Here is a 24,445-nt window from a genome sequence, read left to right as displayed (position 1 = left end):
TGAAGATTTTGAAGCAGAAAAGGACAAAAAAAACAAAATTAAATTATATTTCATGGGCGGTATGATCGTTTTTCCTGTAGCGGCTTATTACTTTTTTGGCTTCATCGGTTTTTTGAGTTCCTATGAGGAATTTTTCTCCACTTTTTAGAACCACCTGGATGCCTTTGTTTCCCGCGACATTGTAGGCTTTGTTGTTACCGCCAATACCCCGAAATCCCCATCCTCCATATTCTGTTAAAGGATCGTAGGTTCTCACATAGATATCTACAATTTCATTCCAGTTGTAATATTTCCTGGTAAAACCGAAAGGCCGGAACCGGGTAAAGACACCTTTTTCATCAATACGTGTTTCCAGTCGTAAAGATAATAATGCAAATACAAGTGGCACAGTAATGATTAAGCTTACGATAGAAACAATGACTGCCGTAGCTTCTTCAGCATTTATTGTAGCATAGTACGCAGTCCCCACTCCAACAACTATTATTGCCAGAATAAACATAAATAGCCACCATCTTTTCACAAATTGTTTTTCAAGGAAGATATCCATAAAGGCAGAATTTGGTTTTATATCAAAAAGAATGGCCTCCAGTAAGATAAAAGCCATTCCTTTTTTAGTTTCTTTTAAAGTTACAAATTTCTTTTTGCTTTAAAAATTGTTCCTCAAAAAGAACGATGGAATAACTTTTGACCGCTCATGTAACGGAGAAAGAAATATAATTGATTCGTTTTATATCTTTGCCGCTCAAAATCTTGAAAAAAATGAAAAATCTGTTTTTAGTTGTTGCCATTCTTATTTCATCATTTTCTTTTGCTTCGGAAGAAGACTGGGGAAGAACCGGCCATCGTGCCACCGGTGAAATTGCTCAACAATACCTTTCAAAAAAGGCCAAAAAGAAGATCAATGAGATTCTTGACGGTGAAAGTCTTGCTTTGGTATCCACCTTTGCCGATGATATTAAGAGCGATCCCCGCTACAGGGAATTCAATCCCTGGCACTATGTGAACCTTGAAAAAGGAGAAACTGAATATTCTAAAGAAAAAGCGAATCCCGCAGGTGACCTGGTACAGGCAATTAAGAAATCAATATCAGTGCTTGAGGATGAAAAATCTTCTAAGGAAGACAAGGCTTTCTATCTAAAGATGCTCGTGCATTTTATTGGAGACCTGCACCAGCCTTTTCATGCTGGCAGGGGAGAAGATAAAGGAGGAAACGACATCCAGGTTCGCTGGTTTGGTGACGGTTCTAACATTCACCGCGTTTGGGACAGTGAAATGATCAATGATTTCCAAATGAGCTATACCGAACTTGCAGAAAATGCAGAGGATCTTTCCAAAAGTGAAGTGAAAGAAATTGCATCAGGTACTATATTGGACTGGATGTATGAATCTAAGGAATTAAGCAAAAAAACCTATGCCTCTGTAGAGATTGGAGAAAAATTGGGGTATGAGTATATGTATGAGTGGTTTCCGGTAGTTCGGGAACAATTGCAGAAAGGTGGAATTAGACTCGCGACAGTTTTAAACGAAGCATTAAAATAATTAGAGTTTTCGAAATGTCAAATTTATTCTCGGCTCCAGTGGCCGGGAAGTTTTAGGGACCTGGTGCAACCAATGGTGTTGCGTAGGTCCTTTCATTAGTAAAAGGCTTCCTGAGGGAAGCCTTATTTTGTAGCGTTCGTTTTTGTCCTTACGGTGTTTGAGGTGAAAGAAGCGTTCCGCGCCCAGGCTCACAGAAGCTATGGCGGGATTTCGACCGAGTTCTTTTTCATCATCTGCATGCCAGCCCATACTGTCCTTCCCCGTGCGGTAAAGATTTGCGAGGCAGGTAGTAAATTCTTCTTCTGTCTCTATTTCAAGTTTTTGTTTTAAGGCCAAAAGATCCTTCGGAAAATCCTGTGGGTACATCGTAATATTTGAATAAGTATATGCTTTTCCATTATTTGAAAATAAGGCAGTAAGTCGTGGCTGTAAATGTGTTTTTCCAAAGATTTTAATGGAATCCTGCTGCCATGGAATATTATTTAGGAGGAAGTTGAAATATGTTTCTGCCACTTCAGCAGCGAGAAAATGAGGATAAAAATATATTTCTGCATCCTTCAGCGGAAGAAGAGCTCTTTTTTCTGATATTATAATTTCCTTCATAGTCGAATGTAAATGTCCGAATCTAAAAAATCCATAAATCTTAAATATTTGGTAAAATTAACTTCTAAAAAATTAAAAATATTTCGGGACTTGCTTTAGATTCGCGAATTGATATACATTAATGTTGTGGATAAATTAAGAAATCATTAACTTTCCCTTCGCCTGTACCCCTGGGCTTGAACTTAATAGTACAAGATTGAGTAAAAAAATTCCTATTCTGCTATGGAGCATCTATTGCTCTTGCCTTGGCTTTTCCCAATCTCAGGAAGCCGGTTACAAAGATAGTATTGTCCATCTTTTTGATCTCTCCACAGAAGCCTTGTATGATTATAAATACCACGAGTCTATTCAATATAGCCTCGATATGATTGATCTGGCAGCACATAATGATGACTACTATCATCTATATCATGGTTACAACAATTTGGGCATTAACTATGATGATTTATATGATACCCTAAGAGCAAAAGATAGTTATGAGAATGCACTTCGCTACGCCAAGCTGAGCGGGAATGATACCCTTCTTTGGTGGGCGTACAATAATTTGGGGAATATGTTTACTGCCAATGATGCTACCATAGAAAGAGGCTTTGAATTCTATGATAAAGCGATACAGATTTCTTCCAATTTAGAAAATCCTCAAAGTAGCGCTACTCCTCTTCTCAACAAAGGCTGGACGCATTTATACCTGGAGGAATATGAAGAGGCTTACCCTTATCTTCTGAAAGTGAAGCATTTTTCAGAAGATATGGATGATAAATATCTTGAGGCACAACTCGCTTCCCTCTTTGGAATGTATTACTCAGGGAAGGGAAAATATGAGGAAGCCAAAAAGCATTTTAAAGAATCCATTGAAATAGCCGAAAAAGATTCCCTGCTCATTGAAGCTGCCACTGCTTATGATGGTTATGCCACTGCGCTCTTCAAAAATGGCGAATTTGAAGAGGCTTATAATGCCTTAAATAAGTATATACTCCTGGATGCCGAGTTGTATGAGAAGGAGAAGCTGGAACAAATGGAAACGGCACAGGCTCGTTTTCAAACAAAGCAGTACCGGGAAAATCTTGAAATTGCTAGGAGGGAACAACACTACAAAGATGCAGTAATTGAAAAGTCCCAGCAAATAACTACCCTAATGGTGATTTCTCTTGTGGTGCTTTTACTGTTCATTTTTCTTCTAATTGGGATTAGCCGAAGCAGGAAACAGCTCATCAGGAAATTAAAAGAGAATAACCAGGAACTTTTACGCTCAAAGGAGGAAGCGGAAAGATTGTCTATGCTAAAAAGTCGTTTTTTCTCTACCGTAAGCCACGAATTAAGAACCCCCCTTTATGGAGTTGTAGGTCTTACTTCTTTGTTGCTGGAAGACAATAAAAACAAAAAGCAGGAAGAAGATTTAAAATCACTTAAATTTTCGGCAGATTATCTCTTGGCACTTATTAACGATGTACTGCAAATGAATAAAATGGAATCCAAACTTGTTCAGTTGGAAAATACTCCATTTAATATAAAAGTTCTTTTGAAAGGGATCATCAAATCATTTGAATTTTCGCGTCATCAAAATAATAATTCTATAGACCTGGAAATTGATGAAAATATTCCAAAGAAGTTAATTGGCGATTCTGTTCGGCTTTCTCAAATTATCATGAACCTGATAGGGAATGCTGTGAAGTTTACTGAAAGAGGGAAGGTTTGGATCAAAGTTAGCTGTAAAACCTGCAGTGACGACAAATGTCTTATTTATTTTGAAGTGGGAGACACAGGAATGGGAATTCCTGAAAGTAAGCAACAGGAGATCTTTGAAGAATTTTCCCAGCTAAAGGCAAACAACTATAATTATCAGGGAACCGGGCTTGGGTTGCCTATTGTGAAGAACCTGCTGCATCTTTTTGGTTCAGAAGTTCAACTGAAAAGTAAGGAAGGTGAGGGTTCGGTCTTTAGCTTTGAGATATGGTTTGAAAAAGGGGAAATAGAGGAAGATTTTTCAGAAGCTGCAGGGGCAAATGTTTCTGAAGAAAATGCTCTAAAGAAAGCTCTTATTGTAGATGATAACAGGATCAACCAGGTGGTGACAAGGAGAATTCTTGAAAAAAGAGATTTCATATGCGATGTTGCCAGCGATGGGTATGAAGCTATTGAAAAGCTGAAAAATGAAGCATTTGGTCTTGTTCTAATGGATGTCAATATGCCCGGAATGAGTGGAATGGAAACTACGCAAAAGATTAGGGAATTTAACCAGGAAGTGCCTGTTATTGCTCTAACAGCGGTCGAAATTCAGGAAATGCGGGAAGAAATCATTTCTTCGGGAATGAATGATATTATTGTTAAACCATATGATATTCCTACTTTCTTTAATACGATCTTCAGGAACATTCTTGCCCCTTCAAGCTAAAAATTCTAATGAATAATTAGCTTTTCCTGAAAATTACTTGCCGGAGTTCCAAAAATGAGGTTTAAGAAGAACTTTCTTAGATAAAAAAACCGCTTCACAATAATGTAGTGAAGCGGTTTTCTAATTAAACAATGGAAACTTATTATTATTTTACCATTTCAAAGCTTCGCTTAATAAAGGCGGTTAACTCTTCTCCTTTCAGAAGATTTTGAGAAAGCCTTGCAAGATCCAGGGACTGCTTAATTAAACGTTCCTGTTTCTTTTCGGTTTTGGTATTTAGAATTTCTGAAATCAGCGCATGATTGGTATTTACTACCAGATTATACATTTCGGGCATGTTACCCATTCCAAACATTCCGCCGCCTCCGGTTTGCTGCATTTCTTTCATTCTGCGCATAAATTCCGGCTGAGTGATGATCAATGGCGCGGCATCGCTGTCCATAGCTTCAAGTTGTACGGTATATTTTTCCTTCGGAACAACTTTTTCAAAATCAGCTTTCAGTTTCTCTTTTTCTTCATCGCTAAGTTTTGAAATTTCCTCGTCTTCTTTCTTGATGAGGTTGTTCACATGATCTGAATCTACCCGAACAAAAGAAAGTTTCTCTTTGGAAGTCTCCAGTTTCTGAAGCAGGTGAGAGACAATTGGTGAATCCAAAAGAAGCACTTTATAACCTTTATCTTTCGCTGCCTGTATGTAACTGTGCTGCTCATCTTCATTAGAAGCGTAAAGCATTACCAGGTTGCCATCTTTATCTGTCTGGTTTTCCTTGATCTTTTCTTCAAGCTCTTCATACGTGTAATATTCTTTATCTACAGTTGGATAAAGGGCAAACTTTTGGGCTTTGTCAAAGAATTTGTCTTCAGAAAGCATTCCGTATTCAATAACGATCTTGATGTCATTCCATTTCTTTTCAAAATCCTCGCGATTATTGTTGAACAATGTGCTTAGCTTATCTGCAACTTTACGCGTGATGTAGCTGGATATCTTTTTTACCGCACCATCGGCCTGAAGGTATGATCTTGAAACGTTCAGCGGAATATCGGGAGAATCAATGACTCCGCGTAGCATGGTAAGGAATTCAGGAACGATTCCTTCTACATTATCGGTCACGAAAACCTGGTTTTGATAAAGCTGGATCTTATCCTTCTGGATGTTCATATCCTGCGTCATCTTTGGGAAGTAAAGAATTCCCGTAAGATTGAAAGGATAATCTACGTTGAGATGTATATGGAATAATGGTTCCTCAAACTGCATAGGGTAAAGTTCCCTGTAGAAGTCTTTGTAATCCTGTTCCTCAAGATCTGTTGGCTGCTTTGTCCATGCAGGATTTGGGTTGTTTATGATGTTATCAACCGTCTTTTTCTCTGGTTCGGCATCTTCAGGCGCATCTTCTGGAAGTGGTAATTCTTCTTCTCTTGTTCCGAATTTGATTGGAACGGGCATGAACTTGTTGTACTTGGTCAAAAGTTCTCTAATACGGCCTTCCTCCAAGAATTCTTTGTCATCTTCATTGATGTGAAGAATCACTTCTGTACCTCTCTCCTGCTTATCGGCTTCTTCCAGGGTAAACTCGGTAGTACCTTCACAAATCCAGTGTGCTGCCGGTTCATCTTTGAAAGATTTTGTGATGATCTCTACTTTGTTGGCCACCATAAAGGCAGAATAAAACCCAAGTCCAAAATGCCCAATGATCCCGCTGTCCTTAGCTGAATCTTTGTACTTTTCAAGGAATTCCTCGGCACCCGAAAATGCCACCTGGTTGATATATTTTTCAACCTCTTCTTTGGTCATCCCAATTCCCTGGTCGCTAATGTGAAGTTTCTTTCCTTCTTTATCGATTTTTACTTCAATAACAGGATTTCCATATTCTACAGAAGCTTCGCCAATACTGGTGAGGTGCTTTAATTTTAAAGTTGCGTCGGTCGCGTTAGAAATAAGTTCACGAAGAAAAATTTCGTGATCACTGTAAAGAAACTTTTTTATAAGAGGAAAAATATTCTCTACAGATACATTAATGTTTCCGGTTGCCATATGATGTATGTGTTTAAATTAATTTTTTATTCTGTACACTCCACAGGTCAAAAAAAATACCAAGTCTGCCCCGCTGACAAACTGACATAATTTTGTAAGGGAATAAAAAATTTTACGTCTAATCGTGAAATGTCAAAAATGATATTTTAATCAACTATTTCTAGTAAATAAATAAAATATGGCCACAGTAAAGCAAAAAGCAGGAGAAAGTGCAAATTTAGATAAGGAGAAACTTATTAGCCTGTACATGGAATATGTGCTGGAGCATGATGCTGCGCCAAACACGATCTATAAATTTTGTAAGGACAATAAAATAAGCGAGGAGGAATTTTATAATTTCTTCGGAAGCTTTGAAGGATTGAAAAAAGGCATTTGGTCTCGGTTTTTTGATCACAGCTTAGAAGTAATTCAAAAAAGCCCCGATTATAATTCCTTCCATACCCGCGAAAAGCTACTTACCTTCTATTTTACCTTTTTTGAAGTGCTTACAGCGAACAGGAGTTATGTTCTTTTTACACTCCAAGAAGAAAACCAGCCTTTACGAAACCTGGAGCAATTAAAAGTACTTCGGAAGAAGATGAAATCTTATGCTTCCCAATTGATTCGTGAAGATAATGAGGAGAAGTCGGCAAAATTTTTAAAGAATTCGGAAATGATATTTTCCGAAGCTGCCTGGGTACAGCTCTTGTTTTTGATCAAATTTTGGAGAGATGATAATTCGCCACGTTTTGAAAGGACAGATGTTGCTATAGAAAAATCGGTAAACACGGCCTTTGATCTTCTTGATAATTCCCCATTAGAACGGGTTCTCGATCTCGGGAAATTTCTTTGGAAAGAGAAAATGGCGTAAGCCACCGTTCAATTCCCGCAGCAGGACGCCCCCTACATCGTTCGCTGCGGGATATTAATTTAAAAACTTCTCATGAAAACAATAGATAAAATCCCCACAGGTAAGATTGGGCGTACCGGTAAAATGGTGCAAACGGGTTTTAAAGTAGGTGGGAATTACCTCAAATATTACAGTAAAAAAGCATTGAATTCTGAACTTACCCGGGAAGAACTGGACCAGGATAATGCGGAAGATATCTACAACGGACTCAAAAGCCTAAAAGGAAGTGCCCTTAAGGTGGCTCAAATGTTAAGTATGGAGAAAAGCCTGCTTCCCGGTGCCTACGTTGAAAAATTTAGCCTGGCACAGTTTAGTGTACCGCCACTTTCGGGGCCGCTGGTACGAAAAACTTTTAAAAAATACCATGGCAAGTTTCCTGAGGAGCTGTACGATACTTTTTCAGCAGAATCTGTAAATGCGGCGAGTATAGGACAGGTGCACAGGGCGACGAAAGACGGGAAAGACCTGGCTATAAAAATCCAGTATCCGGGAGTTGCAGAGAGCATTAGCTCAGATCTTGCGATGGTTAAGCCCATAGCCCTTAAAATGTTCAACCTTCAGGGGAAAGATTCTGAAAAATTTTTTAAGGAAGTTGAAGGGAAGTTGCTGGAAGAGACAGATTATAGACTCGAAGTACAGCAAAGCAAAGAAATTTCCGAAGCCTGCGCGCAACTTCCAAATCTTAGATTTCCCAAATATTACGAGGAGCTGTCTAGTGAAAAGATCATTACGATGGATTGGATGCAAGGCAAACACCTCAGCGAGTTTGCAAAGCAGAATCAGGATCAGGAGAAAGCTAATAAAATAGGACAAACTTTATGGGATTTTTATATGTACCAGATGCATGTGCTAAAAGCGGTGCATGCAGATCCGCACCCTGGAAATTTCCTGGTCAATGAAGAAAATGAATTAATCGCTCTTGATTTTGGTTGCATAAAAAGGCTGCCTCAAGATTTCTACATTCCTTATTTTGAGCTTACTAAAAAGGAAAATTTTGAAGATGAGGATTTCTTCCGAAGCAAACTTTATGAACTGGAAATTTTAAAGAAGAAGGACTCTGAAGGTGAGGTTGCTTATTTTTCAGAATTATATTATCAAATGCTGAGTTTATTTTCGGCACCCCTCAATTCAAAGTATTTTGATTTTGGTGATGATGCATTTCTAGCTTCCATTTCAGAACTGAGCGAAAAATACAGCAGGGATCGCGATCTTAGAAAAATGAATGTGAACCGCGGGAGCGAGCATTTTATCTATATAAGTCGAAGCTTTATGGGGCTTTACACACTACTCAATTCCCTGAATTCAAAAGTAGAGATTAACAATTATAAGGATTTTAAAAGCTTTTCAGAATAGGTTGTGTTATTAAAATCCCAATTTGCGATCGCGTGCTGTTAATAACATTAAAATGCTTTAAATGAGGTATTTGAAGTTTTATATTTGATGGTGTTTATGGATCTAATAAAGAATAAAATGCTGTAAATCCATAAAAGATTGTATAACCAAAAAAAAATAAAACTATGAAAACTTTAAAAAGGAGTCTTGCAATGCTATTTTTGATGATCACATCTTTGGCGTTTTCCCAGGCTTATGATGATTTTGATACAAATATGGATGGTGCAATGGACAAGAATGAATTCAATGATACCTTCTCCAATAATTATGACAACTGGGATCGAAACCAGGATGGTGTAGTTGATGACCGGGAATTCTATGACAACAATTATGACAGGCTGGATACCAATAGAGACGATTCTTTGGATGCCGATGAGTGGGGACGCGGATATAATGATATTTATTCTCCTTATTTGAGCAGCAGCGGTTATGATGATTTTGATACCGACGCTAATAATGAAGTTTCCAGGGATGAGTATTATTCAGGAATGAGAGATACAGATCTTTATAATGAATTTGATGCTGATGGAGATTCTTATATCAATTCCGATGAAATGAACGAAGGTGTATTTAATAGTATGGACGAAAATCGGGATGACAGGATAGATGAAGACGAATACAATAAATTTGGTTCTTATTATCTTGATGCAGAATATTAAGAAATAATATCATTTTTTGAAACCCTGCCGTTCATTTGTATCAGGATGAGTTTAATCCAAAGTACTACATAATAATAACTAGCAGAGATTCGATTAATGGTTCAAGCATAAGAAAGCCCGCAATTTGCGGGCTTTCTTAATAATATGTTTTTCCTAGTTCTTCAGCTCGGTGCCCGATTTTTCCACCGTGCCTTCCGTTTCTTTGTTCTTAACATACTGTTCAAGCCATTGGTCTTGTTCCCATAGTACATGTAAAACAGATTCTTTTGCGCTGTAACCGTGACTTTCCTTAGGTAGCATAACCAGGCGGGCAGTAGCTCCCAAACCTTTAAGCGCGTTGAAGTAGCGTTCGCTTTGCATAGGGTAGGTTCCGGAGTTGTTATCTGCTTCCCCGTGGATCAATAGCAAAGGTGATTTCATTTTATCGGCATGCATGAAAGGAGACATGTTGTAGTAAACTTCAGGTGCTTCCCAATAGCTTCGCTCTTCACTTTGAAAACCAAAGGGGGTGAGAGTACGATTGTAAGCACCACTGCGTGCAATTCCTGCGGCAAAATCATCTGAGTGAGATAAGAGGTTTGCTACCATAAAAGCGCCGTAACTGTGTCCGCCAACAGCAACACGATCGCGGTCCACATAACCTAATTCATCAACAGCATCTATGGCTGCTTTCCCATTGGCTACCAATTGTTTTCTAAAGGAATCATTAGGTTCTTCTTCACCTTCTCCAACGATAGGAAATGAAGCGTCATCCAGCACTACATAACCTCTGGTTACCCAGTATACTGGAGAGCCATAATAAGGATAGGTAAAGTCATTTGCGTTGGAAGTATTCTGTGAAGCAGAACTCTTGTCCTTGTATTCCCTTGGATATGCCCAAACGATCATAGGTAGCTTTTCAGGATTTTCTTTATCATATCCTTCCGGAAGATAGAGGGTGGCATTTAATTCCAAACCGTCTTCACGCTCGTATGTGATTATTTCTTTAGAAACACCTTCCAGGCTTTTAAATGGATTTTCAAAAGAGGTAATTTGATTAAGATCTTCGTCGTTGTCAATATCTCTTATGTAATAATTAGGATATTCTGCCGAAGATTCGATGCGCACCAGGAGTTCCCCTTCTTCCATATCCAAAGCTTCTACAAGAGTTTCTTTTTTATTATTGTACTTAGACTGGTAAAGTCGTTCGGTATCGCCGCTTTCCAAATCTATTTTATCAGCAAAAGGATACTGTCCTTCTTCCGTAAATCCTGCACCAAGCAGGTAAGCGGTATCGCCGTCTAACTGTAGTACATTTTCTCCATATTTGTTTTTAGTGGTAACGAAGTTTCCGGGATCGCTATACCTGTCCTGGTAATTTCGGTCAAAGATGACTTTAGGCTCTTCATCCGGATTTGAGGGGTTGAAGACATAGGTTCTTGTGTTACGGTTGTTCCACCAGTAATCTCGGGCAATGGCAGTATTTTCGTCTCCCCATGTAATCCCGGAATATCGATCTTTTGTTTTAAGGATAGATCTTCCTTCCCCCTTAAATGGTGCGTCAAGTAAAAAAATCTCATCTCGGTATTCTGCTTCATTTTCAGGGTCGCCACCGTCCAGTGCTACTGCATAGACCAGTGTGGCAGGAGCATCGTCCCTCCAGTTCATGCTGCGTTTTCCTTCACGCTCTGCCATAAATCCCTTTGGAAGATCTTCAGTAAGCGGAACATCGTTCACCATGGCTACGCGCTCACCGCCGGCAGTATAAATAACGCTTTCTGAAGGAAACCTGTAATAAGGAACCAGGTAAGAAAAAGGCTTTTTGATGCTTTCTACCATCACGTATTTTCCATCTGGCGAAAAGGAGATATCACTGTACATTTTAGCTTCCATCCATTTTTGGGTGGTACCGTCAAGATTGACCTTTACAATCTCAGATCTTGCGAGTTGCTCAAAATTATACTCATCATTTGGGTCTTTTAATAGATCCTGGTAAGTTCTGTTCTGGGCTTCTTTACCATCACTTACAGATACTGTGGGGCCTGAAGGGATTGCAGTTTCTTCATCTATGAGCTCCTTGCGGTCAGCCGGCAGCATATTGACCAGTAAAGCCGAATTATCTTTGAACCAGTTGGTAGGATTTCCCATATTGGCATTTAAAGTAGCATCTGTAAGTTTTCGCGCCTGTGCAGTTTTAAAATCTACCACCCATAGTTCCACGCCTTTTTCTGTAGTGTGAGTAAAAGCCATCTTAGATTCATCTGGAGACCAGTTGAAATTAGTTAAGCGTGGTGTGGCAGGCAGACCTTTTATCTGCGTGGCTTCTTTATCTCCAATCATCTTCATTTGGAGATTGTTGTAATAGGTCGCGCGGCTGCTAATGTTGGTTACGGGGTTAATACGAAGTCCGCCAAGACGCATTTCTTCTTCGCTTAATTCAGCGATAGATTTAAACTGGTCGCGGTACAGAAAGACCATCATTTCTCCCTTATCATCAATCAATGTGGAAGGAGCCAGGGGAACATCAACTAATTCCAATATTTCCCCGGGTGGTTTCTGGTACGTAAGGTTTTCCTGTGCATAACTATTGGTTATCATAGAAACCAAGAGTAAGATCCAAAAAGTGTTTTTCATATGTGAATTTTAGTGATTAATGAATTCCAGAATTAAAAAAATTAAAGAGTGTTAATCTTTCTTATATTGCGCATCAATTTTTTATTAATTTATTAAATTGAGAAAGTAGAATAAAGAGCTTAAATATAATAAAATGTACCAAACAAAAATAGCCGGGCTTGGAAGTTATGTTCCCGAAAATATAGTTACGAATAATGATCTGTCTAAAGTCATGGATACGAATGATGCCTGGATACAGGAGCGAACAGGTATTAAGGAAAGAAGACATATCAAAAAAGGGGACGGCAATTCTACGGCTGTCATGGGAACAAAAGCGGCAAAAATTGCGCTGGAAAGATCTGGTATTTCTAAAGATGATATTGAATTAATTGTTTTTGCAACTCTTAGCCCAGATTACTATTTTCCCGGTGGTGGGGTGCAGGTGCAGGAAATGCTGGACATTCATACCTGTCCCGCACTTGATGTTAGAAATCAGTGTAGTGGCTTTATCTATGCACTCTCTGTAGCCGATCAATTCATCAAAACCGGAATGTACAAAAACGTGCTGGTGATTGGAAGTGAAAATCATAGTGGCGGACTCGATTTTACGACCCGTGGCCGCGGAGTGTCAGTAATATTTGGAGACGGTGCTGGTGCTGCCGTCCTTACACGCAGCGATCATAACGGGCAGGGTATTCTTTCCACACATCTTCATTCTGAAGGGAAACATGCGCTGGAACTATCATTAAAAGGACCAAGTACCATGCACTGGGTGCCCGAAATCATTGAAGAAAACCCACAGGGAGATGACATTCCGTATTATCCTTATATGAACGGGCAGTTCGTGTTCAAAAATGCAGTGGTTCGATTTTCTGAAGTCATTATGGAAGGACTGCAGGCAAACGGGCTGGAAGTAAAAGATATTGATATGTTGATTCCGCACCAGGCAAACCTCAGGATTTCGCAGTTTATTCAGCAGAAGTTCAAACTTGAGGATGACCAGGTGTACAACAATATCCAGAAATATGGAAATACCACGGCTGCATCTATTCCTATTGCCTTGACCGAAGCCTGGGAAGAAGGAAAAATTAAGGAAGGCAACACGGTGGTGCTTGCAGCATTTGGTAGCGGATTTACCTGGGCAAGTGCGGTACTAAAATGGTAGTCAAAAATGCCATTTTGCAGGGATCATTACAAACAGATTTTCTGACGGCTAAAAAATAATATTACATTAACCTGATCTTGTTTTTAAATTTCCGGGATCTATAGGTTTATATAAAAAAGGTTTCAAAATGTCATTTTTGAAACCTTTTTTACTTTCAGATATAAAATGAAAACCCGCAACGGTTCTCGTCGCGGTTTTTCTGGCTAAACAAACAAAGTGTTAAAACATTCCGCCACCACCGGCAGTATTGTCATCACGTTGTTTTCTTTGAAGGGCTTTGTTCTTTCCTCCCCCAAAGCGGTAGGTGAAAGCTATATTTACTTGCTGCGAATCGGGGTTGAAGTAGGCTGTTTGCCTTACAGGACGATCTGTAGTGATATGCTGCTCGTTTGTATTGAAGACATCGTTAAAGTTTAGGCTTAAAGATGCTTTGTCCTTCAGGAATGAATATCTCACCCCTGTGTTCATGAAATAGAATTCTTCAATGTCAAACTGCAATGTTTTTTGCGGACTTACATACATTCCGAAGAGCTGAAATCTCAGGTTTTTGGTCAGCTTGAATGTGTGGTTCGTCTGGATGCGATAGGTTTCGTTATCTTCTTCAACATAGGTAGTGCCTATATAACCCTCCAGCACCTGACTGTATAAATTAAAATTTGCATTAAAATCCCAGAAGCTCGCAGGTTTTACATTCGCAGAAATTTCTACTCCCGAAGAAGTACTTGTTCCCGCATTGTCAAAACTGAGAATAATTCTTTCTGAATTTAAAGGGTCCTGTTCCATGACCTGCGTAATATTGTCATTGATCATTCTGTGGAAGATTCCTGCAGTAATAGAATTTTTTCCGAGTTTACGGGTGTAGTTTAGTTCAACGGAATTTGTAAACTGCGGCTCCAGTTCAGGATTTCCAATAACAGATAGCCTGGGAGTGGAAATTTGGCGTACAGGATTCACCTGATTAAAGGAAGGACGATCCACGCGGCGGCTGTAACTCAGCTGAAAGCTGTTGTTTTCTCCGGGAGTGTACGAAAGAAAAGCAGAAGGATAGAGCGTGAGGTAATCATCTTCATAATTTTCACTTCCTTCCTGAAGGGCTTCTACATTAAATTTTTCGAGCCTGGCGCCTAGTTGGTAAGCCCATTTGTCAAAATTTTGTCCAAAGGTGGTGTAAAAGGAATGGATGTCACGGTCATAGTCATACAACACATCTTCCAGTGCTGCATTGGTGGATAAATAACTGTTTTCACTTCGTAAAATACGGCTTTCAGCACCCAGTTCAAGTTTTGAACCTTTAGAAAGCGGGAGTACGTAATCCAGGTTTGCAATGGTCTGGCTTCGGGTTTTATCCACGTCATCTGCATAAGGTTGAGCGTTTGTTGCACCTGTATAGGTGAAGTTGGTAATTTCATCATTGCTGTAACGATTGTGATCTACTTCCAGCTCAAGAGTATGATCATCTTCTTCTGAAAAGCTGTGGCGGTACACAACATTATAGGTAGAAGACAGATTTTCTTCTTCTGTATCTGCAAACTGAGTGAAATCAAGCGATTCCTGTTTCGGATAGCGGATGCTCAGACTTCCATCTGCATGCTCATAAAACAAATTCTGTCGGGTGAAAAAGGAGAGGGTATTGCGGTCATTGATATAATAATCCAACCCGATTTTTGCAAGGTAACTTTCATTTCCTCCCAGCATATCAATATACTCACCAGAATTGAGTTCATGGTTGAAAATTTCGCCTTTAAAAACATTTCGGCGCCGGTTGGCTCCCAGGCTTGCGTACAGGTTCATTTTGCCCTCTCGATAGTTAAGGTTGAGGTTCGAGTTTCCACTTAGCTCGCGGCCAAAAGTGAGTCCGCCACTAAAATCTCCGTTGAAACCAAGATTGGTATTTTTATGTAATATGATATTAATGATACCGCTCATTCCTTCAGGATTATATTTGGCCGAAGGATTGGTAATAAGTTCTATTTGTTTGATGGAAGTAGAAGGGATCTGCTTTAATAGCGTTGCAGCATCCATGTTAGTAGGCTGGCCGTCAAGAAGTACCCTTACATTTGAATTTCCGCGTAATGCAATATTTCCATCCTGGTCTACACTCACAGAAGGAACATTGTTCATAATGTCACTGGCAGTAGCACCCATCGTGGTGAGATCTTTTCCAACATTAATGACTTTTCGGTCAATACGCTGTTCGATCGTAGATCGTTCTGCAACCACTTCCACACTATCCAGCTGGGCCACTTCAGCCTCCAGGAAAACTGTTCCAATGTTTATTTTGTTGTTACTGTTAGAGATTTCCACTTCTTTCGAGAACCGCTTATAACCCATAAACTGCACTTCAAAGAGGTAAGTTCCGTCTCTAAGTTTATCAAGAGTAAAAGTCCCATCTATCGTGCTCACGGTTCCTGATACCAGATCTCCTTCCGGAGTTTTTATGGAAATCGTGGCATAAGGGATTGGCTCCTGAAATTCTTTGTCCATTACAGTTCCCGTAATGGAACCCAAATCTGATGGTTTTACTGCATTTGACGCCAGGAGAGGCCCTGCGGCAAATAAAAAGATTAAAATTAACTGTTTCATTTTTTGATTGATTTGATGCTCGCTTTTTATTGCATAATACCTTGTAATACATAACTCAAATGCAAAAGCTTTCCATATTAAAAAGGTCTTATGCTATAAAGACGGAACAGAATCGCCATTGTTACAGGGAAACCTCAAAAAATTCTATAAAAAAGGCCCACATTTTTCATGTGGGCCGGCATTATGACCTTTTAGACACTAACCATCAATGAACGTAAAAAGCCACAATGCGGGAAATATTTCTTATTTTAATGACCATCAATTTTTAGTTTTGTTACACTTATAGAAAAAAGAAAAATGAAGAAGAAAAAAACTTTGGTACTTGGAGCCTCAGAGAATCCCTCCAGATATTCAAACATTGCAATAAACCGGCTGGTTTCTCATAAGCAACCTGTGGTGGCAGTAGGACTTCGCGAAGGAAATGTGGCCGGGGTACCAATACATAAAGGTCCTCAACAGTTCGAGGATGTAGATACGGTAACCTTATACCTGGGGCCGCCCCGGCAGGAGCAATATTATGATTACATCATCTCACTTTCTCCCGAAAGGGTTATTTTCAATCCCGGCACCGAAAACCCAGAATTTTACCGGCTTTTACAACGTGAGAATATTGAAGTAGAGGTGGCGTGTACCCTCGTTCTACTTTCTACGAATCAATATTAATCCCAGGAAAGTAAAAGCTCCGTTAAGAATAAGGAGTTCATAATTAAACACATAACCTCCTAAAAATTCCGGAGGTAAATTTCCAATGGTAAAGGTGATGATGACCGAAAGAATGGCAACCAGCCACACCCAGCGATCCTTGATTTGCATCTTTGTGAAAATTCCGAAGGCGAATAGTCCTAACAATGGTCCGTAAGTGTAAGTTGCAGCTGTGAGCAGCAGGTCAATTACGTTGCTGTCGAGCAGGTATTTAAAAGCAATAATTACAGCGATCAAAAGCACGCTTACGCCCACGTGAACCCGCTGGCGCAGGTTCTTCTGGTTTGCCAATTCCCTTTTTTCGATATTGAGGAAATCAACACAAAAGCTGGTGGTGAGGGAGGTGAGGGCACTGTCTGCACTGGAATAGGCGGCGGCAATAAGCCCCAGGATAAAAATTACCGGCAGTGCCATTCCCATACTTCCGCTAAGGGCAATTTCCGGGAAGAGTAGATCGGTCTTTGCACTTCCATCCATAATGGGAACTGCAATATTGTTTTCTCCGGCGTAAATAAAAAGTAAAGCTCCAAGGAAGAGGAATAGCAGGTTGACAGGGATGAAAACAAAGCTATAAGAGAGCATGTTCTTTTGCGCGTCCTTCAGGTTCTTACAGGTGAGGTTTTTCTGCATCATGTCCTGGTCAAGGCCTGTCATACAAATGGTGATGAACATCCCTCCAAAAAAGGCTTTCCAGAAGTAATTTCTGTCAAGGACACTGTCGAAAAAGAAAGTTTTTGTGTAAGGCTCCAGTCTGGGAGCAGTAAAGAGATCTGCAAATTCCCAGTTTAGTTCTTCGGAAACAAAATAAATTGCCACAGCTACAGAGCCTAGCATGAAAAGGGTTTGAAGCGTATCTGTCCAGACAATGGTTTTAATTCCGGCTCGAGCCGTGTAGAGCCAAATTAATAATATGGAAAGAGTAACGGTTACAAAGAACGGTACATTCCAGGCGTCAAATACGAAGTACTGAAGCACAGTTGCCACCAGGAAAAGCCGGAAAGAAGCTCCCAAAACCCGGGAAATAAAGAAAAAGAAAGCTCCCGTACGATAACTTACATTTCCAAAGCGCTGCTGCAGGTATTGATAGATGGAGGTCACGTTAAGCCTGTAATAGATGGGGAGCAGAATGAAGGTGATCACAAGATAACCTGCAAGATATCCCAGAACCACCTGCATATAACTGAACTGCGAATCTCTTACCCAGCCCGGTACGGAAATAAATGTAACTCCGGAAAGAGAGGCTCCCACCATTCCAAAAGCTACGATGTACCATGGCGATTCTTTATTGGCCTTGAAAAAAGTTTCGTTACTGGCATTCTTACCGGTGAAGTAGGAAATGAGAAGTAGTACACCAAAATAAGCGGCTATAAGGAGCAGGATCGTTAAAGGTTCCATTCAGGATTGAATTGAAGTCGGAGCAATTGGTTGCTTCGGATTAGTGTCTGCTAAACTATAAAATTTGTTGAAACTTCTCTCTTGAATAATTGTACTTTTGCAGCATGGATTTTTCGTCAAAATTATTGGAACAGGCGGTGAATGAAATGTCTCAGCTCCCCGGAATTGGAAAGCGAACAGCTTTACGCCTGGTGTTGCATCTTTTGAAGCAGCCAGAGTCGCAGACGGTGGCTTTGTCCCAATCTTTGGTAGATCTCAAGACCGAAGTGAAATTCTGTAAAAATTGCCATAACATAAGCGATACCGAATTATGTGAGATCTGTGCCAATCCTAACCGGCAAAGTGAAATTGTATGCGTGGTGGAGGACATTCGCGATGTGATGGCCATTGAAAATACGAGCCAGTACAGAGGTTTGTATCACGTGTTAGGCGGAAAAATCAGTCCGATGGATGGAATTGGACCTTCGCAGCTTACTATAAGGGCGCTGGTGGAAAAAGCGAAAGCCGGCGAAATTCAAGAAATTATCTTTGCACTGAGTAGTACTTTGGAAGGAGATACCACAAATTTCTATATTTTTAAGCAGCTTGAAGGAACGGGTATAAAAACCAGCACAATTGCCCGCGGAATTGCAGTAGGTGATGAGCTTGAGTATGCAGATGAGGTGACCCTGGGGAGAAGTATCACCAACAGGATTCCTTTTGAGAATTCACTAAAAAACTGATCTTTAATTTTGCAGAAGTTCTAAAAATGTGCTTTTCGACAGGAATTTTGGAGAGGCGCGGTTCCAAAAAAATTGCTAATACTTTTAGATTGAAGCGGTGAAATTGTAATTTTACGAAGCTTCGGAAAAACAACTGGAGCAAAATAGAAAAGCACCGCTGAAAGTGCGCAATGAACATTTTTTACTCAAAGAGCCGAATTTTTAGTAAATTCGCAGTCAAGACATAATATAAGACCTTCTAGATAAGAATATGGCAAAATTTGAACTTAAATTACCCAAAATGGGGGAAAGTGTTGCGGAAGCAACCATTACAAACTGGTTAAAGGAAGTTGGAGAAACCATTGAAGCGGACGAGCCGGTACTGGAGATCGCTACAGATAAGGTAGACAGTGAAGTGCCCAGTGAAGTGGATGGTGTTTTGGTGGAAAAGCTTTTTGAGGCAGATGATGTAGTACAGGTAGGCCAAACTATTGCTATTATTGAAACTGAAGGTGATGAAGCGCCCCGTGAAACTGCTTTAGACGAAGAAATTCCTTCAGAAGAAGTGCAGGAAGCGGTAGAGGAAGCAGAGAAAAGAGTGACTGAAGCAAAAGAAATTTCCAGCCAGGATTTTTCAGATAGCAGCAGGTTCTATTCTCCGCTGGTAAAGAATATTGCGAAAGAAGAAGGAGTTTCTTTTGATGAACTTGAAAAAATAGAAGGAAGCGGCAAGGATGGAAGAGTGACCAAAAATGACATTTTAGACTACCTTGAGAACAGGACTTCTCAGCCACAGGCCGATAAGCAGCAGGCTGCACCGCAAAAATCAGTTCAGCCGTCTCAGCCTCAGGCTGCGTCAAAAGCGCCGAAAACTATTAGTGTTGGCGGGGAAGATGAGATCATTGAGATGAGCAGGATGGGGAAAATGATCGCCCATCACATGGTAGAAAGCGTTCAAACTTCACCGCACGTACAGTCTTTTATTGAAGTAGATGTTACCAACATCTGGAACTGGAGAAAGAAACACAAAGATGCTTTTGCGAAGCGGGAGGGTGAAAAATTAACTTTTACACCTATCTTTATGGAAGCTGTTGCCAAGGCCATTAAAGATTTCCCACTCATCAATATTTCATTTGATGGTGAAAAGATCATTAAAAGAAAAAATATAAACCTTGGAATGGCGGCCGCTTTACCCGATGGCAACCTTATTGTCCCGGTGATCAAAAACGCCGATCAATTAAACCTTGTGGGGATGGCAAAAGCAGTGAACGATCTCGCTTCAAGAGCGCGTGCCAACAAGCTGAAGCCCGATGATATACAGGGCGGAACCTATACGGTAACCAATGTGGGTACTTTTGGAAGTATCATGGGAACCCCAATTATCAATCAGCCGCAGGTAGCGATTCTTGCCCTTGGTGCTATTAGAAAAGTGCCGGCAGTGATCGAAACACCTGATGGTGATTTCATTGGGATCCGCTATAAAATGATACTTTCTCATAGTTACGATCACCGCGTGGTGAACGGCGCTTTAGGAGGACAATTTGTGCAAAGAGTGGCGCAATACCTTGAAAGTTTTGACAAAGACAGGGACCTGTAAATAACAGCGGCGTTTAAGTAAAACGTTTCAAGCCATAGATCTTCAAAAAGGGGATTTATGGCTTTGATTTTTTACTGTAGGACCGAAGCAAAATACCAAATAAAGACCCAAAATTGTGGAGCACCTGAAGCTCATAAATTATGCTATCTTTACAAAAAATGATTAAGAATTCATGGAGTTAAACCTCAAGAAACCTATCTGTTTTTTTGATCTCGAAACCACCGGGACCAATGTGGCAAAGGACAGGATCGTGGAAATTTCTATTTTAAAAGTTTTTCCAAACGGTAACAGGGAAAGTAAGACCTGGCTGGTAAATCCCGAAATGAATATTCCCAAAGAAGTGATAGCCATTCACGGGATATCCAATGAAAAAGTGGCCAATGAACCTACTTTTAAGCAATTGTCATCGGTAATTTATGACATGATCAAAGGTTGTGATCTTGCGGGTTATAATTCCAACCGTTTTGATATTCCATTACTGGCAGAAGAAATGCTGAGGGCCGATGTTGATTTTGATATGAAGAATATGCTGGCAGTAGATGTGCAGACCATCTTTCATAAAATGGAACAGAGAACGCTTTCTGCAGCCTATAAATTCTACTGCGGAAAAGAACTCGAAGGGGCTCATGGCGCCGAAGCTGATACGATGGCCACCTATGAGGTTTTAAAATCTCAATTGGACCGCTACTCTGAGGATCTTCAGAATGATACCAAATTCTTAGCTGAATTCAGTGCGCGAAAAAATTGTGCAGATTTTGCAGGTTTTATCTCTTTTGATAAAAGTGGTCGCGAGATCTTCTCCTTCGGAAAGCATAAAGGTAAATGTGTGGAGGAGATCCTGGAGCAGGAGCCCGGCTATTTTGGCTGGATTCAGAATTCAGATTTTCCGCTGTACACCAAAAAGGTGCTTACGGCAATCAAACTTAGAAAGCTAAATACAAAACTCAAATAACAACTCTTCGGGACTATGAAGATCATTTGTATAGGCAGAAATTACACCGAGCATATAGCCGAACTGGAGAATGAAAAACCTGAAGATCCGGTAATATTTCTAAAGCCAGATACTTCAGTTTTACTTAAGAAACAGCCGTTTTTTATTCCGCCATTTTCCGAAGATGTGCATTATGAAGTAGAATTGCTGGTGCGAATCAATCGGGTTGGAAAGCACATTCAGCCAAAGTTCGCGCACAAATATTATGAAGAGATTGGGCTGGGGATAGATTTTACGGCGCGTGACCTTCAGAAGAAATTAAAGGAAAAAGGATTGCCCTGGGAAAAAGCAAAATCTTTTGACGGGGCGGCAGTCATTGGCGAAAAATGGCTTAAGAAAGACATTTTTCAGGATGTTAATAATATTCCTTTTTCACTGGAAAGGAACGGTGAGAAAGTGCAGGAAGGGAATACTTCACACATGTTGTGGAAGATTGATGAATTGATCGCTTATATTTCAACTTTTTTCACATTGAAAATTGGCGATATCATTTTTACGGGAACGCCCGCGGGGGTTGGTGCTGTCGCAATTGACGATCAACTTACCGGATTTATAGAAGACAAAGAAATTTTTTCAATACACGTAAAGTAGATGAGCACTTACAACTTAGAAAGCGTAGAAGAAATGGCTGGCGGTGACCAGGACTTTCTTAAAGTCGTGGTACAAACATTTATAGAAGAAATCCCGCCAGACCTGGAGGCTATGAATGAGGCTGTGGCGGCAGACAATGCCGGGATGGCTTACCAGTATGCGCATAAAATGAAACCCAACCTTCAAATGTTTGGACTGGAGTTAATGCCGCAGATCAAGGTCATTGAAGAATGGTCAAAATCTGGAACAGCTAAGGCAGAAGTGGAGGAAGCAGCAGGAATTATTTCTAATAAAGTACGTGCTGCAGAGAGTGAATTAAAGAAAGATTTTGAGCTGTAATGAATGCAGAGATCATAACCATTGGGGATGAGATCCTCATAGGGCAGATTGTGGACAGCAACTCTGCTTTTATGGCGAAAGAATTGAGTGAGATTGGGATTTCGGTGTATCAAATCACTTCGATCCAGGATGACCGGGAACACATTCTTACCGCTTTAAAAGAAGCCTCGCAAAGAGCAGATATTGTGCTCATTACCGGCGGACTTGGACCCACCAAAGACGATGTTACGAAATACACATTTTGTGAATATTTCGAGGACGAACTCGTACTTGACCAGGAAGTTCTAGATCATATTGAGGATCTTTTTTCCAGGTTGAAGAATACACCAATGTCTGACCTTAACAGGGAACAGGCGATGGTGCCATCCAAAGCTCATGTACTTTTCAACGAGTTTGGTACAGCCCCAGGCCTGTGGATGGAGAAAGAGGGGAAAGTGTATGTCGCCATGCCGGGCGTGCCGCATGAAATGAAATCTCTCATGGAGAAAAAAGTGGTGCCAAAGCTGCAGGAGAAGTTCAAGCGTCCTTACATCTACCATAAAACCATTCTTACCAAAGGAATGGGCGAAAGTGCCATTGCCAATAAACTGGCAGACTGGGAAGAGGAACTGCCGGCTTTTTTAAAATTTGCTTACCTGCCAGACCTTGGAACGGTAAGGTTGCGGCTCTCGGCGAAAGGGGAGAATGAAGAAAAATTAAAGTCTGCCGTAGAGCAGGAATTCGAAAAGCTTTATGATATCCTTGGAGATATTATTGCAGATGAACAGGAAGAAGACGAAAAGATTGCTGTACAGATAAGTAAATTACTCACCTCGGAAAAGAAATTCCTTTCTGCAGCCGAAAGTTGTACCGGTGGTGCGCTTGCTGCAGAATTTACCACGCATCCCGGGGCTTCTTCCTGCTTTAAAGGTGGAATTGTTTCCTATGCCACCCAAACAAAAAAGGAAGTATTGAAGATTCCCGAAGAAATAATTGAAAAATATAGTGTGGTAAGTGCTGAGGTAGCCGAAGCTATGGCAAAAAATGCACGGGAGATGTTTAAGACAGATTACGCTCTTTCTACTACCGGAAATGCAGGCCCAACAAAGGGGGACAGTGATGCTGAAGTGGGAACGGTTTATGTTGGCCTCGCCACTCCGGAAAAAGTCTTTTCTAAAAAGTTCCTTTTTGGAAACCAGAGAGACCAGGTAGTCAAAGATGCTGTTTACAAGGCTTTTGAGATGATCCTGCGGGAGATTACTTCAAACAATGAACAGTAAACAATAAACAATTAGCAATAAACAATAAACAGGAAATTAAGACCGCTTCGCTGAAAGAAACAAGAAACAAGACAAGCTTATGGCTTACAGCGTAAAGCCTACAGCCAACAGCCTAAAGCGAAACAAAAAAGTGCTCTTTTTCAGGCGAAGGGATTCTTTTTCTCTACTCATTTTAGGAAACCTGCTCTTTTTCAGAAGAAAGAAAGAACAATATTAATTTCCACATTTCAAAAAAAGGCAAGTTTAAAGAAGTGGGGCTTTAGAAAAAGCTTTAAAACACAAGGGCAGCCGCTGCAAACAAAAAAATGTGCTGCAGGAAAAAATATTTTATCCAGACTGTTGGCAATTAGGTAAAAAAATCGTTAATTTGCAGCCTGTTTTGAAATAACGAGTTAAAGTATAGAGCAATGTCAAGAGTTTGTGAACTTACAGGTAAAAAAGCGATGGTAGGAAACAATGTTTCCCACGCGATGAACAAAACAAAGCGTAAATTTGACGCCAACTTGGTGAAGAAACGTTTTTATATTCCTGAAGAAGATAGATGGATAACTTTAAAAGTTTCTACTTCTGCAATCAAGAACATCAATAAAAAAGGAATCTCTGCTGTTATCAAAGAAGCAAGAGAAAAAGGATTTTTGAATAAGTAATTATCCTCACAATAAAGACGCGGTAAAATGGCAAAGAAAGGAAATAGAGTTCAGGTAATTTTAGAATGTACAGAGCACAAGACCTCTGGAAAACCTGGTACATCAAGATATATTACAACTAAGAATAAAAAGAACACGCCAGATAGAATGGAGTTGAAGAAATTCAACCCTATCCTAAAGAAAATGACGGTTCATAAAGAAATAAAATAATAAGTCATGGCAAAGAAATCAGTAGCATCATTACAGACAGGATCAAAGAGATTAACCAAAGCTATCAAAATGGTGAAATCTCCTAAGAGCGGCGCCTATACTTTTGAGGAAAAAATCATGGCTCCAGAACAGGTAAATGACTTTTTGAATAAGAAATAAGTTATTTC

Annotated in this window: 22 protein-coding genes; 16 read left to right on the top strand and 6 right to left on the bottom strand. The window is 40.1% G+C overall.

What is annotated here, in order from left to right; genetic code table 11:
• Nucleotides 1-43: 43 nt before the first annotated feature.
• A complete protein-coding gene (locus tag ACOV1Q_RS11715; RefSeq protein ID WP_424494583.1) occupies nucleotides 44-604 on the bottom strand; it encodes a hypothetical protein in 561 nt (186 codons plus the stop codon).
• A 155-nt stretch (nucleotides 605-759) separates the two neighbouring features.
• On the opposite strand from ACOV1Q_RS11715, the gene ACOV1Q_RS11710 reads away from it, so the two are divergent.
• Complete coding sequence (locus ACOV1Q_RS11710) at nucleotides 760-1,539, top strand: S1/P1 nuclease (protein WP_424494582.1); 780 nt, start codon at nucleotides 760-762, stop codon at nucleotides 1,537-1,539.
• On the opposite strand, the gene ACOV1Q_RS11705 is transcribed toward ACOV1Q_RS11710, so the two are convergent.
• Nucleotides 1,540-2,142, bottom strand: a complete 603-nt coding sequence (locus ACOV1Q_RS11705; protein ID WP_424494581.1) for an alpha-ketoglutarate-dependent dioxygenase AlkB family protein — start codon at nucleotides 2,140-2,142, stop codon at nucleotides 1,540-1,542.
• Between the two features lie 196 nt (nucleotides 2,143-2,338).
• Here ACOV1Q_RS11705 and ACOV1Q_RS11700 point away from each other — a divergent pair, with 196 nt between their 5' ends.
• A complete protein-coding gene (locus ACOV1Q_RS11700) occupies nucleotides 2,339-4,534 on the top strand; it encodes a tetratricopeptide repeat-containing hybrid sensor histidine kinase/response regulator (protein ID WP_424494580.1) in 2,196 nt (731 codons plus the stop codon).
• 145 nt (nucleotides 4,535-4,679) lie between these two features.
• Here the strand turns inward: ACOV1Q_RS11700 and htpG are convergent, their stop codons facing one another.
• The gene (gene htpG, locus ACOV1Q_RS11695) at nucleotides 4,680-6,566 is read right to left on the bottom strand and encodes a molecular chaperone HtpG (protein ID WP_424494579.1); all 1,887 of its coding nucleotides are present in this window, start codon (nucleotides 6,564-6,566) and stop codon (nucleotides 4,680-4,682) included.
• Between the two features lie 178 nt (nucleotides 6,567-6,744).
• Here htpG and ACOV1Q_RS11690 point away from each other — a divergent pair, with 178 nt between their 5' ends.
• The 3 genes from ACOV1Q_RS11690 to ACOV1Q_RS11680 all read left to right on the top strand — a co-directional run bounded on the left by ACOV1Q_RS11690 (nucleotide 6,745) and on the right by ACOV1Q_RS11680 (nucleotide 9,506).
• Complete coding sequence (locus ACOV1Q_RS11690) at nucleotides 6,745-7,416, top strand: TetR family transcriptional regulator C-terminal domain-containing protein (protein WP_424494578.1); 672 nt, start codon at nucleotides 6,745-6,747, stop codon at nucleotides 7,414-7,416.
• 72 nt (nucleotides 7,417-7,488) lie between these two features.
• A complete protein-coding gene (locus ACOV1Q_RS11685; RefSeq protein ID WP_424494577.1) occupies nucleotides 7,489-8,808 on the top strand; it encodes an ABC1 kinase family protein in 1,320 nt (439 codons plus the stop codon).
• Nucleotides 8,809-8,972: 164 nt separating this feature from the next.
• Nucleotides 8,973-9,506, top strand: a complete 534-nt coding sequence (locus ACOV1Q_RS11680; RefSeq protein ID WP_424494576.1) for an EF-hand domain-containing protein — start codon at nucleotides 8,973-8,975, stop codon at nucleotides 9,504-9,506.
• 153 nt (nucleotides 9,507-9,659) lie between these two features.
• Here the strand turns inward: ACOV1Q_RS11680 and ACOV1Q_RS11675 are convergent, their stop codons facing one another.
• Nucleotides 9,660-12,119, bottom strand: coding sequence for an alpha/beta hydrolase family protein (locus tag ACOV1Q_RS11675; protein ID WP_424494575.1), 2,460 nt, complete (start codon nucleotides 12,117-12,119; stop codon nucleotides 9,660-9,662).
• A gap of 133 nt (nucleotides 12,120-12,252) precedes the next feature.
• Between ACOV1Q_RS11675 and ACOV1Q_RS11670 the strand changes: the two genes are divergently transcribed.
• The gene (locus ACOV1Q_RS11670; protein ID WP_424494574.1) at nucleotides 12,253-13,263 is read left to right on the top strand and encodes a 3-oxoacyl-ACP synthase III family protein; all 1,011 of its coding nucleotides are present in this window, start codon (nucleotides 12,253-12,255) and stop codon (nucleotides 13,261-13,263) included.
• 219 nt (nucleotides 13,264-13,482) lie between these two features.
• Here the strand turns inward: ACOV1Q_RS11670 and ACOV1Q_RS11665 are convergent, their stop codons facing one another.
• A complete protein-coding gene (locus tag ACOV1Q_RS11665) occupies nucleotides 13,483-15,846 on the bottom strand; it encodes a TonB-dependent receptor (RefSeq protein WP_424494573.1) in 2,364 nt (787 codons plus the stop codon).
• Between the two features lie 297 nt (nucleotides 15,847-16,143).
• Between ACOV1Q_RS11665 and ACOV1Q_RS11660 the strand changes: the two genes are divergently transcribed.
• Nucleotides 16,144-16,509, top strand: coding sequence for a CoA-binding protein (locus tag ACOV1Q_RS11660; protein WP_424494572.1), 366 nt, complete (start codon nucleotides 16,144-16,146; stop codon nucleotides 16,507-16,509).
• Here the strand turns inward: ACOV1Q_RS11660 and ACOV1Q_RS11655 are convergent.
• Nucleotides 16,486-17,943, bottom strand: a complete 1,458-nt coding sequence (locus ACOV1Q_RS11655; protein WP_424494571.1) for a sodium:solute symporter — start codon at nucleotides 17,941-17,943, stop codon at nucleotides 16,486-16,488. The genes ACOV1Q_RS11660 and ACOV1Q_RS11655 overlap by 24 nt on opposite strands.
• A 104-nt stretch (nucleotides 17,944-18,047) precedes the next feature.
• Between ACOV1Q_RS11655 and recR the strand changes: the two genes are divergently transcribed.
• From recR to ACOV1Q_RS11610, 9 genes are all read left to right on the top strand, one after another.
• Nucleotides 18,048-18,665, top strand: coding sequence for a recombination mediator RecR (gene recR, locus ACOV1Q_RS11650; RefSeq protein WP_424494570.1), 618 nt, complete (start codon nucleotides 18,048-18,050; stop codon nucleotides 18,663-18,665).
• A gap of 250 nt (nucleotides 18,666-18,915) precedes the next feature.
• On the top strand, nucleotides 18,916-20,241 hold the full coding sequence (locus tag ACOV1Q_RS11645) for a dihydrolipoamide acetyltransferase family protein (protein WP_424494569.1): 1,326 nt from the start codon (nucleotides 18,916-18,918) through the stop codon (nucleotides 20,239-20,241).
• 172 nt (nucleotides 20,242-20,413) lie between these two features.
• Nucleotides 20,414-21,193 (top strand): exonuclease domain-containing protein, encoded by a 780-nt coding sequence (locus ACOV1Q_RS11640; protein WP_424494568.1) that lies wholly within the window; start codon nucleotides 20,414-20,416, stop codon nucleotides 21,191-21,193.
• Between the two features lie 15 nt (nucleotides 21,194-21,208).
• Entirely contained in the window at nucleotides 21,209-21,823 is a 615-nt protein-coding gene (locus ACOV1Q_RS11635) for a fumarylacetoacetate hydrolase family protein (protein ID WP_424494567.1), read from the top strand.
• On the top strand, nucleotides 21,824-22,162 hold the full coding sequence (locus ACOV1Q_RS11630) for an Hpt domain-containing protein (RefSeq protein WP_424494566.1): 339 nt from the start codon (nucleotides 21,824-21,826) through the stop codon (nucleotides 22,160-22,162). It abuts the gene before it with no gap.
• Nucleotides 22,162-23,421 (top strand): competence/damage-inducible protein A, encoded by a 1,260-nt coding sequence (locus tag ACOV1Q_RS11625; protein ID WP_424494565.1) that lies wholly within the window; start codon nucleotides 22,162-22,164, stop codon nucleotides 23,419-23,421. Before ACOV1Q_RS11630 ends, ACOV1Q_RS11625 begins: the two co-directional genes overlap by 1 nt.
• Nucleotides 23,422-23,828: 407 nt before the next feature.
• Complete coding sequence (gene rpmB / locus ACOV1Q_RS11620) at nucleotides 23,829-24,068, top strand: 50S ribosomal protein L28 (RefSeq protein ID WP_424494564.1); 240 nt, start codon at nucleotides 23,829-23,831, stop codon at nucleotides 24,066-24,068.
• Between the two features lie 27 nt (nucleotides 24,069-24,095).
• Nucleotides 24,096-24,278, top strand: a complete 183-nt coding sequence (gene rpmG, locus ACOV1Q_RS11615) for a 50S ribosomal protein L33 (RefSeq protein WP_029038580.1) — start codon at nucleotides 24,096-24,098, stop codon at nucleotides 24,276-24,278.
• 6 nt (nucleotides 24,279-24,284) lie between these two features.
• Nucleotides 24,285-24,437 (top strand): DUF4295 domain-containing protein, encoded by a 153-nt coding sequence (locus ACOV1Q_RS11610; protein WP_424494563.1) that lies wholly within the window; start codon nucleotides 24,285-24,287, stop codon nucleotides 24,435-24,437.
• Nucleotides 24,438-24,445: the final 8 nt, after the last annotated feature.

Origin of the sequence: Salinimicrobium maris, from assembly GCF_049680855.1 — a bacterium.
Classification (GTDB): Bacteria; Bacteroidota; Bacteroidia; order Flavobacteriales; family Flavobacteriaceae; genus Salinimicrobium.
Note: the sequence above shows the minus strand (reverse complement) of the source record. Positions and strands in the feature narration are given on the sequence as shown.